This window comes from Rhizobium deserti (assembly GCF_004358025.1).
Classification (GTDB): domain Bacteria; phylum Pseudomonadota; class Alphaproteobacteria; order Rhizobiales; family Rhizobiaceae; genus Neorhizobium; species Neorhizobium deserti.
Genome location: NZ_SMTL01000004.1, coordinates 350,502 through 366,452, shown reverse-complemented (window position 1 = coordinate 366,452; position 15,951 = coordinate 350,502). Strand labels below are relative to the sequence as shown.

Below are 15,951 nucleotides of genomic sequence, written 5' to 3'. Positions count from 1 at the left end.
TGCGGGGCGCTCGACTTGCATGTGTTAAGCCTGCCGCCAGCGTTCGTTCTGAGCCAGGATCAAACTCTCAAGTTGAGAATCCAATCCGTGACTGATCACTATGTTCTGAATCGACGAGAACTCACGAAGTCTCTGCCTCAAACCAAAAAACGCTTCACAGCGCAAAATGGAACGGCTCGGTTCCGTCATTCCAAAGAAATGGCGAAAGATATCCGAGCCCAGCAAAAACTGGTGTTCTCTTGTCAAAACGTGACCGTCACTTTGTCTTCCATGAACAGACCCTAAAGTCCGTCCGCGAAAACCGCCGACCACGTTTCTCTTTCTTCTCATCTTCAATTGTCAAAAAACAGACAAACAACCCATCAGAGCCATCCGTCAAACCCCAAAGACAGTCACACCCCAAGGAACCAAACCGTAACCCGGTCCCAATCAGCATGCGCCAACTTAATAAGGATTTCTCAAGAACAAAGCACTTCGTCGCCAGCAGCGCCGCCGCCCTCGTCAGTGAGCGGTTTATAAATCTAACCAACCAAACAAGTCAACACAGGTTTTTCGATTTTTGGAGAAAAACCGTAAGAGGTTGAAAGTGAACGGCGTTTGGTGAAAAGCGCTTTTCACTCTCCATATCTCGGGCGGTAAAGCCGTATGTAGAGCAGTCAGAAACAGGAGCTCGCCGCTCGTGCCTCAAAACCGCCCGACAATTCGAGATATCTGGGTGAGAGCTCAGAGATGGGGATTACTCACGACCCGTTCAAGGATTTCCAGGCGGAGCGGTGCTGATTTGACTCTCGGGGGGTAAAGGGGCACTTATCTGCTCCAAGGTCCTGCGGGCATTAGCAAAAATGTCCACGGCAATAATGAATATCAGGGGACTGGCTTAGACTGGCATGATGACGTCCCGCAGCATGATCCGCTCGTTTGGCAATGAGCCTCCTATTCTGGCTGATGGCCGTCGTGCGCCTGATCGGCGTGAGATTTCGCTTCGTTGGCTTTCCGGAACCTTTCTGACCGGCATCACCTCTTCCATCCTGATGGGTGTTGCCCTGTTTGCTGCACTTGACGGACGTCAGCAACTGGCGACACCCGCCGAGGCCTCGGCCTCCCTGCCGAACCCCGCCCACGAGGACACAGCCTCCCGCGGCAAGCGGCTGCTGGGCGGCAATATCGTCGCCATGCCGACCGACCGGAAGATCATGGAAGTGTCGACGGTCGTCCATGAGGGCAATAAGGAAGTCGTGCGCCGCAAGCCATTTGCGCATGTGAAGATGAGCCTGGCAGTCAACCATGTTGCGCCGGAAGCCTATCCGGATTTCGATCCTTTGAACATTTTTGCCTCGAGCGAGGCGCCGCCGCCACCACCTTCCAGCCGAACAGGGGTCATCTACGGCTCCAACGTGGAATCCGAAGTCAGCCTGCAGACGGTAGCCTTCCCGACCAAGCCTGCCGGTTTTGCCTATGCAACACCGATGACGCTCGAGGAAGTCGAGGAGAATGTCCGCTCAAATGGTTCAGTGCTGACCGCCGGCAATGCGCAGCTTTCGGCTCTCTATTATGTCGATCCTCAGCGCTTTTCCTCTGCCGATGATGACGTGGACCTGACCTCCGGTCTCGCCGCCCGTGTCGTGGAGGAAAATATGTCGGTTTCGGTTCCCGAACCGATCACGCCCCATACACGTGAATATGCCGACGACATCATCCCCATCCGCCGCGCTATCACCTTGACCGAGGCTATGACCGAGGTCGGTTACCCGGAAAACAAGGCGCGCGAGATCTCCGGATACCTGCAGTCTCGGATGGGAGAAACAAATCTTGCGACGGGCGACGTACTGCGCATTGGCGTCATCCAGGAAGGGCAGATGGTGCTCGTCGTGCGCGCCAGCCTTTACCGGCGCGGCAGTCATCGCGTCACTGTCGCGGTTGACGACCACGGCCACTTCGTTGACGCGCAAGAACCACCCATGCTGGACGCCGTAGCAACAGCTTTTGGTGATCAACCGCCGCAAATCGTAGCGGGGCGGGAACTGCCTGATGTCTATGACGGCATCTATCGCGCCGCGCTCTCCTACGGCATGAGTAAGGAGATGACGTCCCTGATGGTGAAGCTGCTGGCCAGCAGTGTCGACCTTCAGGCCCAGCTGAAACCGACGGACGTCATTGAGGCCTTTTTCTCAGTGGCAGATGAAAAAGGACAGGCGACAAAGGATTCCGAGCTGCTTTACGTCAATGCGCGTTTCGGCGACACGAATACGAGGTTCTACAGGTATCAGGACACGAACGACGGCTCGATCGACTATTTCGACCAGGACGGCCGAAGCATCCGGCAATTCCTGCTGCGCAACCCGCTGCCTAACGGCCGCATGACCTCCGGTTTCGGCATGCGGCGCCATCCCCTGCTGGGTTATTCGCGCATGCATACCGGGACGGATTGGGCCGCACCGCGCGGCACCCCTATTATCGCCGTCGGCAACGGTACCGTCGAAAAGGCTGGCTGGGATTCCGGTGGCTATGGCAACCAGACTCTTGTCCGGCACGCCAATGGTTATGTTTCCTCCTATAACCACCAAAGTGCCATCGCCAAAGGCGTGCGCGAAGGGGCCAAGGTGACCCAGGGACAGGTGATCGGCTATGTCGGCACAACCGGCGAATCCACCGGTGCCCACCTACACTACGAACTGATCGTCAACGGCACCAAGGTCGACCCGATGAAGGTCCGCCTGCCGGGCGGGAAATCGCTTGAAGGCCAAGCGCTTGCCCGGTTCGAAGAGGAACGCAAGCGGATCGATACGCTGCTGACCAGCCAGTCGCCGGACGAAGTGGCCAGCCGCTGAACGGCTTTGAGTTGGCTAGCGCTTCAATGAAAATGGCGGCCGAAGCCGCCATTTCGCATTTGATCACCTGCTAAGGTCAGGCTGCTTCGCTCGTCTCGCGCTTTACGCGAAATAGCAGCCGGTCGGATCCGGAACTGACGGCTACGGTCGAGCCGTCCGGGATCTGGCCGCCGAGGATCTGCTCGGCGAGCGGATCCTGGACGAATTTCTGGATCACCCGCTTCAAAGGACGGGCGCCATAGACCGGATCGTAGCCTTTGTCGGCCAGCCATTCGCGTGCATCTGCGCCAAGATCGAGAGCAACCTTGCGTTCCGACAGCAGGTTCAACAGCCGCTTCATCTGGATGTCGACGATCGCTCCCATCTCGGTACGCTTCAACCTGTGGAACAGGATGATCTCGTCGACCCGGTTCAGGAATTCCGGCCGGAACGACGCCCGGACCACGTTCATCACCTGCTCGCGTACGCTTTCGCTATCCTCGTCCTCGCGAAGCCCAGTCAGATACTCCGCTCCGAGATTGGAGGTCATGATGATCATCGTGTTCTTGAAGTCCACCGTACGGCCCTGCCCATCCGTCAGCCGCCCGTCGTCGAGCACCTGCAGGAGAACGTTGAACACGTCCGGATGCGCCTTCTCGATCTCGTCGAACAGCACGATCTGATAGGGCTTGCGCCGAACCGCTTCGGTCAGCGCGCCGCCTTCCTCATAGCCGACATACCCTGGAGGCGCACCGATCAGCCGAGCCACCGAATGCTTCTCCATATATTCCGACATGTCGAGGCGCACCATGGCGGTCTCGTCGTCGAACAGGAAGCGGGCCAGTGATTTGGTCAACTCCGTCTTGCCGACGCCGGTTGGCCCCAGGAAGATGAAAGAACCGATCGGCCGGTTCGGATCCTGCAGGCCGGCGCGTGAACGGCGAACCGCACGTGAAACCGCCTGGACAGCATCGCCCTGACCGACAACCGACTTCGCCAGTTCGTCTTCCATCCTCAGCAGTTTCTCACGCTGACCTTCCAGCATCTTGTCGACCGGAATGCCGGTCCACCGAGAAACCACATGAGCAATCGCATCCGGATTGACGACTTCCTGCACCATGGCATTGGTGGATCCGTCCTGGGCTTCCGCATCGACGAGTCGCTTTTCCAGATCAGGAATGACGCCATAGGTCAGCTCGCCGGCACGCTGGAATTCGCCTTTCCGCTGGGCTGCGGCAAGTTCATTGCGTGCCTCGTCGAGCTGCCGCTTCAGGTCCGCAGCAAGGCCAAGCTTCTGCTTGTCCGCTTGCCAACGGGCCGTCAGCGCATCCGCCTCTTCTTCCAGCGATGCAACCTCGTTTTCAAGGCGCGACAACCGATCTGCCGAAGCGCTGTCGGTTTCCTTCTTTAGGGCTTCGCGCTCGATCTTCAGCTGCATGATGCGCCGGTCGAGTTCATCCAGTTCCTCGGGCTTGGAATCCACCTGCATGCGCAGACGCGAAGCCGCCTCGTCCATCAGGTCGATCGCCTTGTCAGGCAGAAACCGGTCGGTAATATAGCGGTTCGAAAGGGTCGCGGCAGCAACAAGCGAAGAGTCGGAAATCCGAACCTTGTGATGCTGTTCGTACTTCTCCTTCAAGCCGCGCAGGATCGAGATCGTATCCTCGACTGTCGGCTCATCCACCATGACCGGCTGGAAACGACGGGCAAGGGCCGGGTCCTTTTCCACATGCTTGCGATATTCGTCGAGCGTGGTGGCGCCGACGCAATGCAGCTCGCCGCGTGCCAGCGCCGGCTTCAAAAGGTTGGATGCATCCATCGCCCCATCGGCCTTGCCGGCTCCGACCAGCGTGTGCATCTCGTCGATGAAGAGAACGATCTCACCATTCTCCGACTGCACTTCGTTGAGCACGCTTTTCAGCCGCTCCTCGAATTCGCCGCGATATTTGGCACCGGCGATCAGCGCGCCCATGTCGAGCGCCATCAGCTTCTTGTCCTTAAGGCTTTCGGGCACGTCGCCGTTGATGATGCGCAGCGCCAAGCCCTCGGCGATCGCCGTCTTGCCGACGCCAGGCTCGCCGATCAGCACCGGATTGTTCTTGGTACGGCGTGACAGAACCTGGATGGTGCGGCGAATTTCGTCGTCACGGCCGATCACGGGATCGAGCTTTCCATCGCGCGCTTCCGCCGTCAGATCACGCGCATATTTCTTCAAAGCCTCGAAGCTCTGTTCGGCATTGGCGCTGTCGGCCGTCCGACCTTTGCGGATATCGTTGATCACCTGGTTGAGGCCCTGCGCTGTCACGCCGGCCTTCTTCAAGGTCGCGGATGTCGACGCGGAGGTTTCGATGATTAGAGCCAGCAACAGGCGCTCGACGGTGACGAAGCTGTCGCCCGCCTTTTTGGCGGCGTCCTCGGCCGTTGCAAAAACCTTGGCGAGCGGTTGTGATAGGTAGATCTCGCCATTGCCGCCCGAAACCTTCGGAAGCTTGGCAAGCGCTGCATCATTGGCGATGCGTGCTTCCTTGGCATTGCCGCCGGCGCGCTCGATCAGCGAAGACGCCATGCCCTGATCGTCGTCCAGCAGCACCTTCAGCAAGTGCTCTGGTGTGAACTGCTGATGGCCTGAAGCCAGCGCCTGTGTTTGAGCCGACTGCAAAAACCCGCGGACGCGCTCTGAATATTTTTCAATGTTCATGTCTAAACCTCCTGGATCGCCCTGCCCTAGAAGGCACAGGCCGATGATTGAGATCGAGCTCCCTGGAAAGGCAAGCCCTGCCGAATGCTCAGCACTGATGAAGATATGGTAAGCCCTTTTTGCCGTTTAAAGAGCGTTAAAACGCAAAACTCCGGCCTTTCGGCCGGAGTTTGATCATGCAGTGCTTTCAGAAGGTCTGGACTATTCCGAAGCCGCTTCAGCCAAAGCCGGCTGCGCCTCTTCACCGGCGGCTTCGCCGCCTTCTTCTGCGCCTTCACCGCGGCGCGGACGACGCGGGCGGCTGCTGGCGTTGCGACGACGACGCGGCGCGGCTTCCACCTGAGCCTCTTCCTCGACAGCAACTTCGGCAGGCGTGCCTTCGATCACCGGCTGCGGGCCGGAGCCATCAACGACAACAGCGGACTGCGCTGCGGCCGGTGCCTGCTCCTGCCGGTGTTCACGACGCGGTCTTTCGCGCTGCTGGTCCCGCGGTTCGCGTGGCTCTCTGGGCTCGCGATTTTCGCGAGGCTCGCGGCGGGGCTGCTGTTGCGGCGGCTGAGGAGCTTCATCAACAGTCGGCTGCTGCGAGAAGCCGTTGTCGTCGCCATCGCCGTTATCCATGTCGTCTTGGTCGAGCTGGTTGCCGTCGCGATCCTGAAAATCGCCGCGCTCCTGCTGCTGGAAGCGATCCTGCATCTGCGCTTGAGCCGCGGCAATAATGCGGTTGTAATGCTCTGCGTGCTGGAGATAGTTCTCAGCCATCACGCGATCGCCTGAACTTTGAGCATCCCGTGCAAGCGTGGAATATTTTTCGGCGATATGCTGGGCAGTACCACGAATTTTTACGTCGGGGCCCGAGCTGTCATACGTCCGGCTGAGGGGATTGCCGCCTTTGCGGTTAAAGCTGTTATTGTTGCTGCCACCGCCACCGCCGCCGCCGTTATTGTTATTGCCGCGCCCTCGACCGCGTTTATTCTGCTGTCCTGGCCTCATCTATCGTTCACCAACTCTCTGTCTTCGCTGATAAGGTCACGCGGCCTGTCGACAATGTCAGATCAGGACTTCGCGTGCTGCGCACAGGACTATTCGATGCGACCTGTCGCTTCTAAAGTTAAATTACCTGATTCACGCATCAAGGATTTGTTCAACCTTCGCAACTCTTCGAAAAGAGCAGGAACAAGGTTGACCTATAACCCGAACGAATCGCTGTTCATTCCCAGCCGCCCCGATACGTGTTTCCAAGCTATCCCGCTTCCTCCCGGAATCCAAGCCTTTTCTTTTGCTGTGCAAAATCAAGGATAGCTCCGGCAAAATACAAGCACCCGATCGTTGCCACCGTAATCACGCTTCGCTTGCGCCAGGATGAAGCCGGCCGCCGCGAAGATATCGACTACAGCATCTTTTTGATCAAAACCGATCTCGACACCGATAAATCCGCCGATGTCAAGAAAGTCTGCCGCGCCTGCGGCAATGCTCCGATAGGCGGAAAGGCCATCAGGCCCACCATCCAGTGCCGCCAAAGGATCGAATTGTCGAACCTCCGGCTCGAGATCTGGGATAACTGCGCTTTGTATATAGGGCGGATTTGACACGATTATGTCGAAGACGCCGCCGATACCGTCAAACCAATGACTTCGAACCGCCTGGAAACGCTGGTCAAGATCAAGCCGAACGGCGTTTCTCTCAGCGGTGGTCAAAGCATCCAAGGAAATGTCGCTACCGACCCCACTGCTAGCCGGGCTCTCTTTCAAAAGCGCAAGGAGAATAGCTCCCGTGCCGGTTCCGAGATCGAGAATACGCGCTTTACCTTGTGAGGCCGTTACTCGCTCGACAAGAGGGGCCATGGTATCCACAAGGATTTCCGTGTCCGGCCGCGGCTCCAAGGTTTCAGCCGAAAGCAGGAGGTCTAGGCCGTGAAATTCCCGTGATCCCAATATGCGGTGGACAGGCTCACGTTTCAAGCGCCGGGCAACCGCTTGCTCGACAAGGGCAGCTTCGTCAGTCGCGAGCGGTCTTTCGCCGTCGGTGAAGACCTCGGTATTGGACAGCTTTAAGATACCTGCCACCAACAGCCTTGCCTCAATGGCCGCATCCTGCAGACCCGCCGCCGAAAGCTGGGCCCTTGCGTCCGCCACAATGGCGCCAAGCGTCGTCATCCCTGGTTTTCGCCGAGCTGCGCCAGTTGCCCTGTCTGATAGTCCGCAATCAGGGCATCTACGACCTCGTCGATTTCGCCTTCGATCATTCGGTCCAGCTTGTAGAGGGTCAAATTAATGCGATGATCGGTGATCCGCCCCTGCGGGAAGTTGTAGGTGCGGATACGCTCCGACCGATCGCCGGACCCGACCTGGCTTCTGCGGTCGGCAGACCTCTCGTTATCCGCCTTCTGACGCTCCATGTCGTAAAGACGCGAACGCAGAACCTGCATCGCCTTCGCGCGGTTCTGATGCTGCGACTTTTCGGAGCTGGTGACGACGACCCCCGTCGGCAGATGGGTGATCCGGACAGCCGAGTCGGTCGTATTGACGTGTTGTCCGCCCGCGCCTGAGGAACGCATGGTATCGATGCGGATATCTTCAGGCCTGATCTCGATATCAATATCCTCCGCTTCCGGCAGCACCGCAACGGTTGCAGCAGAAGTATGGATACGCCCTTGGGTCTCTGTATCGGGGACGCGCTGCACGCGATGGACACCGGATTCGAATTTCAGTTTGGAAAAGACACCCCGCCCCGTCACCGTCGCAATGATTTCCTTGTAACCGCCGGCTTCGCCTTCGCTGGCCGAAAGCACCTCCACCTTCCAGCTTTTGGTGGAGGCATAGCGCTCGTACATGCGAAACAGGTCGCCTGCGAACAAGGCGGCCTCGTTGCCGCCCGTACCGGCGCGGATTTCGAGGATGGCACTCTTTTCGTCCGCTGCATCCTTCGGCAGCAGCAGGATCTGCATATCCTTTTCGAGCGCCTCAACGCGTTCTTCCGCTTCCGGCAGCTCCATTTCGGCGAGCTCGCGCATTTCGCGATCCGTTGCCTTGTCGGAGAGCATAGATCGCAGGTCTGTCACCTCGGCAGTGGTTTTCTCGTATTCGCGGATCTTGCCCACCACCGGCTGCAGTTCCGCATATTCCGATGCCAGCTTCACATAAACCTCGGCAGACGGTCCTTCCGACATGCGGGCTTCGATCTCGCTAAAGCGGCGCTCCAATTCGCGCATCTTTTCAACAGGAAGCTTCGCCACCTTTATTCGCTCCGTATCTTATCCGGCCTGCTAGACGGGAATATTGTTAGCCTCGGCGAACCGTACAAGCAGGTCGCGGATCAGCAGAGACGATTTGGTATCGTCCAAGGCAGCATTGAGTTCGCCTGCCAATTGATCGATATCGAGCCCCAGGAGCATGGCCTTGACCGGGCCGATCGAGGTCGCAGCCATGGAGACCGAGCGAAAGCCGATGCCAAGAAGCGCCATGGCGGACAGCGGCTTGCTTGCCATCTCGCCGCAAAGGGTGACCGAGGTCCGATTGCGCTCACCGGCCCGCGCGATGTCCCGCAGGATACGCAAGAACGGCTTGCCCAGATTGTCGAAACGATCAGCAACCCGCGCGTTTCCGCGATCTACGGCCATGGAAAACTGGAACAGGTCGTTGGACCCGACCGAAACGAAATCCACTTCCGCCATCAGTTCGTCGAGCTGCCAAAGCAGCGCGGGCACTTCCAGCATCGCACCGAACTGCAGCTTGCGCGGCAGGCTGTGGCCGAACTTGGAAAGATGCTGAACTTCCTTCTGCATCAGCTCACGAACCGCCCGGATTTCCGAAACTTCGGTCACCATGGGCAGCATCATCTTCAGCTCGGCTCCCGCCGAAGCGCGCAAGAGAGCCCGCAACTGCGTGCGCAACAATCCGGGCCGATCAAGCGACAGGCGAATGGCGCGCCAACCGAGTGCGGGGTTTTCCTCTTCCTGCGCTCGGAAATAGGAAACGACCTTGTCGCCGCCGATATCCAGCGTGCGGAACGTTACAGGCCGACCGGCTGCTTGCTTCAGGACGTTCCGGTAAAAGGCTTCCTGTTCCTCCAGCTTCGGCATGGTAGAGGCGATCATGAACTGCAGTTCCGTGCGGAAAAGGCCAATGCCCTCGGCACCTGACTCCACCAGCTGCGGCAGGTCGACCAGAAGACCGGCATTCATCTGCAGGCTGATGCGCTTGCCATCCTTGGTCAGCGGCTCGACCGCGCGAAGCGCCTTGAACTGCTCCTGACGCCGCGCCCGCAGGCGCACCTTTTCCTCATAGGCCTTCTGCAGATCCGCCATCGGCCGCAGATGGATCTGCCCATCATCGCCATCCGCTATGATCGGATCGCCGTTTTCGGCAAGCGCCACGACACCCGCCGCCTGCCCGACAACCGGTATTCCCATGGCACGCGCAACAATGACGACATGGCTTGTCACCGCGCCGTCTTCGAGCACGAGGCCGCGGAGGCGGTCCCGCGGATAATCCAGCAGTTCGGCAGCGCCCATGGCACGGGCCAGGATGATGGCGTCGCTGGGGAAGCTTTCATCCGATGCACGCCCGCTAAAGCCGGTCAGCTGGCGCAGCAGCCGGTTGGCGAGATCGTCGAAATCATGCATCCGCTCCCTCAGATAGGGATCGGTCAGGCGCATCATGCGGGCTTTGGTATCGCTCTGCACCTTTTCCACCGCGGCTTCCGCAGTCAGGCCATTATGAATGGCCTCTTCCATGCGGCGCACCCAGCCTTGGTCATGGGCAAACATGCGGTAGGTTTCGAGAACCTCGCGGTGCTCGCCTTCCTGCGCCACCTCACGCCGCGACAGCATGTCGTCGATCGAAATGCGCAAGCCGCCGAGTGATTCCCCGAGCCTCTGGATTTCCTTTTCCGCGTCCTCGTTGAGAAGGTTGGTGACGACGATACGCGGCTCGTGCAGGACAACGTGGCCAAGCCCAATGCCTTCACTGTAACCATCTGCCTCGATCGTCACAGCTCGGGTGAGGTCGAGCTCTAGGCCGGGACGGGTGATCTTCTTGAGTTCACCTGTAGCGATCATCTCCGCGATGACCATGGCCGTGGTTTCGAGTGCCTCGACCTCGTCCTCACGGTAGTTTCGGCTGGCTTTGTTCTGGACCACGAGAACGCCAAGCGTCCGCCCGGCGCGCAGGATCGGCACGCCGAGGAAGGAGTGGTAGATTTCTTCGCCCGTTTCCGGGAGATAGCGGAAGGCCGGATGCGCCTGTGCGTCGGACAGGTTTAGCGGTTGGGCTGATGCCGCGATGGTGCCGACGAGGCCCTGTCCCATCTTAAGCTGCGAAAGGTGGACCGCTTCCTTGTTCAGGCCCTCGGTCGCATAAAGTTCCAGGATGCCATCGGAGCGCAGCACATAGACCGAGCAGACCTCGGCGACCATATTGCTGGCGATTTGCCGGACGATGCGATCAAGGCGCTCCTGTGGTTCAAGCGGCTCCGCCATTAACTCGCGTAGCCGCTTCAACAGAACGCGCGGACCCGCCGACAGGTCTCTCATCGGCATCAGCTCTCCCGAAACGAAACGATCCAATCCGGAAGACGCCGCGCCGAATTGCCGACGCGTCGAACCGGTCTATTATCAACTCTTATCTAGACCGTAAGCGGAATGCAAAGTCCGAACAGCAAGTTCGGAATAGGCACCGTCAATCAGGATGGAAATCTTGATTTCGGACGTGGTGATCGCCTTGATGTTGATCCCTTTTTCGGCAAGTGCCTTGAAAGCCTGCGCGGCAACCCCGGCGTGGCTGCGCATGCCGATGCCGATGACCGAGACCTTGGCGAGGCCTGATTCGCTCTGCACCACGTCGAAGCCGACCGTCGACTTATGGTCTTCGAGCACCTTGATGGCCTTTTCGACATCACCAGAAGGCACTGTAAAGGTCATGTCGGTGCGCGATCCGTCCTCGGAAATGTTCTGGACGATCATGTCAACATTGATATGCGCTTCCGCCAGCGGCCCGAAGATTGCAGCGGAAACCCCTGGTCGATCAGCGAGGCGCCGGAGCGAGATTTGCGCTTCATCCTTGGCATAAGCGATGCCGGTGACGACTTCCTGTTCCACGATTTCTTCCTCGTCGCAAATCAAAGTGCCGGGGGGATTGAGAACATCGCCCATGCCCGGCGCATCGGGATCCTCGAAACTGGACCGTACGAACGTACGGACCTTGTGCACCATGGCCAACTCCACCGAGCGAACCTGCAGCACCTTGGACCCCAGAGACGCCATTTCAAGCATCTCCTCGAAGGAGACCTTCTTCATGCGCCGGGCCTTGGGCTCGATGCGAGGGTCGGTCGTATAGACCCCGTCCACGTCGGTATAGATGTCACAACGGTCTGCCTTAACGGCGGCTGCGATGGCCACAGCAGATGTATCCGACCCGCCGCGGCCAAGCGTCGCAATCCGGTTATCGGGGCCTAGGCCCTGGAAACCGGCGATCACGGCGACTTGTCCCTCGCCCATGCGGCGGATGATCTCCGACCCGTCAATGTCCATGATGCGTGCTGCACCATGGGCATTGTCTGTGCGGATCGGCACCTGCCAACCCTGCCAGGACCGCGCATTGATGCCCATCGACTGCAAGGCAATCGCCACCAGGCCGGACGTCACCTGCTCCCCCGAAGCGACCACGGCATCGTATTCGCGCGCGTCGTAAAAGGGCGAGTTGGCGCCGTTGGCTTTTGGAGTGTCCTGAACCCAGGCCACCAGCTCATTGGTCTTGCCAGACATGGCCGACACGACAACAGCCACTTCGTGACCTGCCTCGACTTCACGTTTCACATGGCGCGCGACATTATGAATGCGTTCTAAATTGGCGACAGACGTGCCGCCGAACTTCATGACAATGCGAGCCATACAACCAAAACCACCTGTTCACTGCCCCTCCGCAAGGGGAAGTGTCTGCTGCTGCCGACCTCTGCCGAGGGCACGAAATGCGGCGTGTCTTATCGAAAAGGTGGATGTGGCGCAATGGCAGCGGTGCAACATCAGTGTCCGACACGAAAGTGGCGCGCCCCTTGAGGAGCGCGCCACTTTCTATTCGATTCAGGCAGAAACAGACTTAGCAGTCTCGAGCAGGGCCTACACAGACTACTCCGCTGTCGTTTGGACGGCGTACGCCGCCCCAATCGCGGTTATTGTCCCGCTGCTGCTCGGGCTGAGCGCGATCCGGAACCCTGTCAGGCCCCCGGTCAGGCCGACGGTCGGGGCCCCGATCGGGTCCCCGGTCTGGACCACGGTCGAACCCGGTATCGGGGCCACGGTCAGGCCTGCGATCCGGACCACGGTCAGGACCTCTATCCCGGTCCCGGTCTCTGTCCCAGTTTCCATCGCGATCCCAACCTGGTGCAGGCCGACGTTCGTCACGGTCCCAGCGAGGAGGTGCCGGGCGGCGATCATCATCCCAGCGGGGTGGCGGACGGCGATTGTCGTCCCAGCGCGGTGGCGGTGGCGGACGACGGTCTGCGCGATCCCAGTCGTAGCGGCGCCAGCGGTCGCGATCACGATAAAAGTCGCGATCACGATAATAACGGCCCCAATAATTGTCGACGTCGAACGTCACAAGCGGAATACCGAGCCCGCGATAGTAATTAGGCTCGACATAGACGCGGTTCGACCGATAGGTGGTCTGAACGTAATTGCCGGATACCCAGCCGCGCCCGCCTGCAAAAGAAACATCGCACCAATTCACGCTGCTCATGCAGCCGTTGATGGTGACGGGGGCGCCGACCGGAATGACGACTACCGCAGGATAGGCGGTGCTGGGGCCGGAGCGCATATTGACATTGGCGGTGGCAAAGCCTCGCACCGCAGCTTCCGCAAGAGATGGCGCCACCAGAAGCGCGCAAAGTGCGGCAGCACTCATCAGAAATTTCTTCACGTGTTTCCTCCTGAGGAACATAGGCCGTCCTGACAGCTTCGAGCCATGCCGAGTTCGGCTGACACTAATGTTCAAGACAGTGCGATTGTTCCAGCTTTGCCCTGAACGGCGAATGAACGCGCCAACTGGATCTGCCAATACCAGCGCGCTAGCGGCACCTCTTGACTTCCCGTCCTGATCATCCGACTTCAAACGTCAACGAAGGGATGAAGATGATGAGCGCACCTGCCCGCAGCACAATCGATCAAAGCGAAGTCGACCGTTTTTCCGCTATGGCTGCCGAATGGTGGAATCCTGCCGGTAAGTTCAAGCCGCTTCATAAATTCAACCCGGTGCGTCTCGCCTATATCCGCAATCGCGCCTGCGAGAATTTTGGCCGAGATCCCAATGGTCATCTTCCTCTCAGCGGCTTACGGGTCTTGGATATCGGCTGTGGCGGAGGTCTCTTGTCCGAGCCACTCGCCCGCATGGGCGCGACGGTGATCGGCGCCGACCCTTCCGAGAAGAATATCCGCATCGCATCGACGCATGCGGCCGAAACCGAGACATTGATCGACTACCGCGCCGTCACAGCGGAACAACTTGCCGAAGCTGGCGAAACCTTCGATGTGATCCTCAATATGGAGGTTGTAGAGCATGTCGCCGATGTCGGCTTCTTTATCACCACCTGCGCGCAGATGGTGAAGCCGGGCGGGCTGATGTTCGTTGCAACGATCAACCGTACCCTCAAGGCAGGTGCACTGGCGATCTTTGCAGCGGAAAACATTCTGCGCTGGCTGCCGAAGGGTACGCATCAGTATGACAAGCTCGTCCGTCCGCAAGAGCTGGAAGCGCCTTTAGGCTCGGCCGGAATGGACATCATCCATCGCACAGGCGTCTTCTACAATCCTTTGCAGGACCGCTGGAACCTGTCACCCGACATGGACGTCAATTACATGCTTCTCGCTAAACGGCCGACCTGAGATCTAAGGATCAGTTTGCGTCCTCAGGAAGCACCGGCAAAGGCGCGATCTGGATGCCTTCTTCGAGAAGGTCATGAACCTCCGACATGCTTGCCTGACCGATAATCCCCCGGGCATCTGTTTCGCTATAGTGGATCTTACGCGCCTCTTCGGGGAATTTCGCGCCCACATCCTCTGCATTCGCCTTGATGGCGGCGACGGCTTCCTTGATCTTGGTGATGGCCTCCTGGCGCGCCAGATCCATGACCATGGCCTGCTTTTCTTCCTTCTTCCGGGCCGTCGAAACGGACGGAGCCATCAGCGTCTTGGAGATTGATGGCGAATTACAAACGGGACACAGCAGCAGGCTCTTGGCAACCTGCCGATCGAAGTCCGCACCTTCGGAGAACCAGCCTTCGAACGGGTGGGCACTGTCGCAGGACAAGGAATATTTGATCACGCAGCAACTCCCGCAGCCGTCGCTGAAACTTTGTCGAGCGCGAACTCGCGGGCGTTCTTAAGATTGGGGATTTTGGCTCTGGTGGCATGCACCATGGCGATATCGATTTCCGCAACGACCACGGCTTCGCCCCTGCCACCGGCAGATGCAAGGACCTTGCCCCATGGATCAATTACCATGGAATGCCCGAAGGTTTCGCGGCCGTCTTCGTGAAGGCCGGCCTGCGCGGCGGCAATAAGAAACGCACCATTTTCGATGGCGCGGGCGCGCAGCAGGATCTCCCAATGCGCCTCGCCGGTCTGGCGCGTGAAAGCCGCCGGCACGGTCAATATCTCAGCGCCAGCCATCGCTTCTGTCCGGAACAGATGTGGGAAACGCACGTCGTAGCAAATAGCAAATCCAAGTTTGGCGAAGGGGAGATCGACGACCCTTGCCGCAGCACCGGGCTGATAAGCCGAGCTCTCTCGCCAGCTTTCGCCGTTGTCGAGGTCGACGTCGAACATGTGGATCTTGTCATAGGTCGCTATCTGCCGCCCATCCGGGCCGAAAAGAAAGGCGCGATTAGCCATCTTGCCTTCCCCAACATCAATTGCGGTGGAGCCTATATGGATAAAGACGCCGAGTTCTTGCGCGAGCCCCCTGGCCGTCGATGCGACGATATCGTTTGCTTCGTCGCGCAACGCCGCCTTGAGAGCCTGGCGGTCTCGCTGCAGGGCGCCCGTCATTTCAGGCGTCTGGATATAGATTGCGCCCTGTGCGGCCGCCTCACGCACCAGGCGGGCCATGTCGTCGGCATTTTTTGCCGGATCAACCCCGGAACACATCTGTACGGCGGCAACCTTGAACGACATGTAGCTATACCTCAATTGGCGAGCATGGGATCCAGCTTGCCGGCCCGATCAAGCGCGTGAAGGTCGTCGCAACCACCGACATGCTCGCCGTTGATGAAGATCTGCGGGAAGGTCGAGCGGCCGTTCGCCTTCGCAATCATTTCCTCACGCAGCTCTTTCGAATAGGTGGCGTCATGTTCCGTATAGTCGACGCCTTTGGCCTGCAGCAGGGCTTTGGCACGCGAGCAGTAGCCGCAATATTCGCGGGTATAGATAGTAACATCCGACATGATCATCTCCGG

At 59.0% G+C, this 15,951-nt stretch carries 12 protein-coding genes and 1 rRNA gene; 2 read left to right on the top strand and 11 right to left on the bottom strand.

From position 1 onward, the window contains the following. Nucleotides 1-75 (bottom strand): 16S ribosomal RNA (locus tag E2F50_RS17410); the annotation flags it as partial. Nucleotides 76-887: 812 nt separating this feature from the next. Between E2F50_RS17410 and E2F50_RS17405 the strand changes: the two genes are divergently transcribed. After that, a complete protein-coding gene (locus tag E2F50_RS17405; protein ID WP_133317443.1) occupies nucleotides 888-2,828 on the top strand; it encodes a M23 family metallopeptidase in 1,941 nt (646 codons plus the stop codon). Nucleotides 2,829-2,904: 76 nt separating this feature from the next. Here E2F50_RS17405 and clpB read toward each other — a convergent pair whose 3' ends face one another. The 7 genes from clpB to E2F50_RS17370 form a co-directional block, all read right to left on the bottom strand. Beyond that, the gene (gene clpB, locus E2F50_RS17400) at nucleotides 2,905-5,505 is read right to left on the bottom strand and encodes an ATP-dependent chaperone ClpB (RefSeq protein WP_133317442.1); all 2,601 of its coding nucleotides are present in this window, start codon (nucleotides 5,503-5,505) and stop codon (nucleotides 2,905-2,907) included. A 201-nt stretch (nucleotides 5,506-5,706) separates the two neighbouring features. Continuing rightward, nucleotides 5,707-6,498, bottom strand: coding sequence for a DUF4167 domain-containing protein (locus tag E2F50_RS17395; RefSeq protein ID WP_133317441.1), 792 nt, complete (start codon nucleotides 6,496-6,498; stop codon nucleotides 5,707-5,709). Nucleotides 6,499-6,797: 299 nt separating this feature from the next. Beyond that, entirely contained in the window at nucleotides 6,798-7,661 is an 864-nt protein-coding gene (prmC, locus tag E2F50_RS17390) for a peptide chain release factor N(5)-glutamine methyltransferase (protein ID WP_133317440.1), read from the bottom strand. After that, nucleotides 7,658-8,740: a peptide chain release factor 1 gene (prfA, locus tag E2F50_RS17385; protein WP_133317439.1), complete on the bottom strand. Its 1,083-nt coding sequence runs from the start codon at nucleotides 8,738-8,740 to the stop codon at nucleotides 7,658-7,660. The genes prmC and prfA overlap by 4 nt, the downstream gene beginning before the upstream one ends. Before the next feature lie 30 nt (nucleotides 8,741-8,770). Beyond that, entirely contained in the window at nucleotides 8,771-11,038 is a 2,268-nt protein-coding gene (ptsP, locus tag E2F50_RS17380) for a phosphoenolpyruvate--protein phosphotransferase (RefSeq protein WP_133317462.1), read from the bottom strand. 81 nt (nucleotides 11,039-11,119) lie between these two features. Next, nucleotides 11,120-12,394 (bottom strand): aspartate kinase, encoded by a 1,275-nt coding sequence (locus E2F50_RS17375; RefSeq protein ID WP_133317438.1) that lies wholly within the window; start codon nucleotides 12,392-12,394, stop codon nucleotides 11,120-11,122. A gap of 205 nt (nucleotides 12,395-12,599) precedes the next feature. Continuing rightward, entirely contained in the window at nucleotides 12,600-13,418 is an 819-nt protein-coding gene (locus E2F50_RS17370; protein WP_133317437.1) for an SH3 domain-containing protein, read from the bottom strand. Nucleotides 13,419-13,633: 215 nt separating this feature from the next. Here E2F50_RS17370 and ubiG point away from each other — a divergent pair, with 215 nt between their 5' ends. Beyond that, nucleotides 13,634-14,380, top strand: a complete 747-nt coding sequence (ubiG, locus tag E2F50_RS17365) for a bifunctional 2-polyprenyl-6-hydroxyphenol methylase/3-demethylubiquinol 3-O-methyltransferase UbiG (RefSeq protein ID WP_133317461.1) — start codon at nucleotides 13,634-13,636, stop codon at nucleotides 14,378-14,380. Between the two features lie 10 nt (nucleotides 14,381-14,390). Here the strand turns inward: ubiG and E2F50_RS17360 are convergent, their stop codons facing one another. The 3 genes from E2F50_RS17360 to grxC are packed head-to-tail and all read right to left on the bottom strand — an operon-like array spanning nucleotide 14,391 to nucleotide 15,939. Next, on the bottom strand, nucleotides 14,391-14,819 hold the full coding sequence (locus tag E2F50_RS17360; RefSeq protein ID WP_133317436.1) for a DUF1178 family protein: 429 nt from the start codon (nucleotides 14,817-14,819) through the stop codon (nucleotides 14,391-14,393). After that, complete coding sequence (locus tag E2F50_RS17355; RefSeq protein WP_133317435.1) at nucleotides 14,816-15,670, bottom strand: carbon-nitrogen hydrolase family protein; 855 nt, start codon at nucleotides 15,668-15,670, stop codon at nucleotides 14,816-14,818. Before E2F50_RS17355 ends, E2F50_RS17360 begins: the two co-directional genes overlap by 4 nt. Before the next feature lie 11 nt (nucleotides 15,671-15,681). After that, entirely contained in the window at nucleotides 15,682-15,939 is a 258-nt protein-coding gene (gene grxC / locus E2F50_RS17350) for a glutaredoxin 3 (RefSeq protein WP_133317434.1), read from the bottom strand. Nucleotides 15,940-15,951 lie beyond the last annotated feature (12 nt).

Excerpts from the sequence above, each read along its gene's own strand:
- grxC (WP_133317434.1), bottom strand. The coding sequence starts at position 15,939 with ATGTCGGATGTTACTATCTATACCCGCGAATATTGCGGCTACTGCTCG.
- E2F50_RS17395 (WP_133317441.1), bottom strand. The coding sequence starts at position 6,498 with ATGAGGCCAGGACAGCAGAATAAACGCGGTCGAGGGCGCGGCAATAAC.
- clpB (WP_133317442.1), bottom strand. The coding sequence starts at position 5,505 with ATGAACATTGAAAAATATTCAGAGCGCGTCCGCGGGTTTTTGCAGTCG.
- E2F50_RS17355 (WP_133317435.1), bottom strand. The coding sequence starts at position 15,670 with ATGTCGTTCAAGGTTGCCGCCGTACAGATGTGTTCCGGGGTTGATCCG.
- ubiG (WP_133317461.1), top strand. The coding sequence starts at position 13,634 with ATGAGCGCACCTGCCCGCAGCACAATCGATCAAAGCGAAGTCGACCGT.
- ptsP (WP_133317462.1), bottom strand. The coding sequence starts at position 11,038 with ATGAGAGACCTGTCGGCGGGTCCGCGCGTTCTGTTGAAGCGGCTACGC.
- E2F50_RS17375 (WP_133317438.1), bottom strand. The coding sequence starts at position 12,394 with ATGGCTCGCATTGTCATGAAGTTCGGCGGCACGTCTGTCGCCAATTTA.
- prmC (WP_133317440.1), bottom strand. The coding sequence starts at position 7,661 with ATGACGACGCTTGGCGCCATTGTGGCGGACGCAAGGGCCCAGCTTTCG.
- E2F50_RS17405 (WP_133317443.1), top strand. The coding sequence starts at position 888 with ATGATGACGTCCCGCAGCATGATCCGCTCGTTTGGCAATGAGCCTCCT.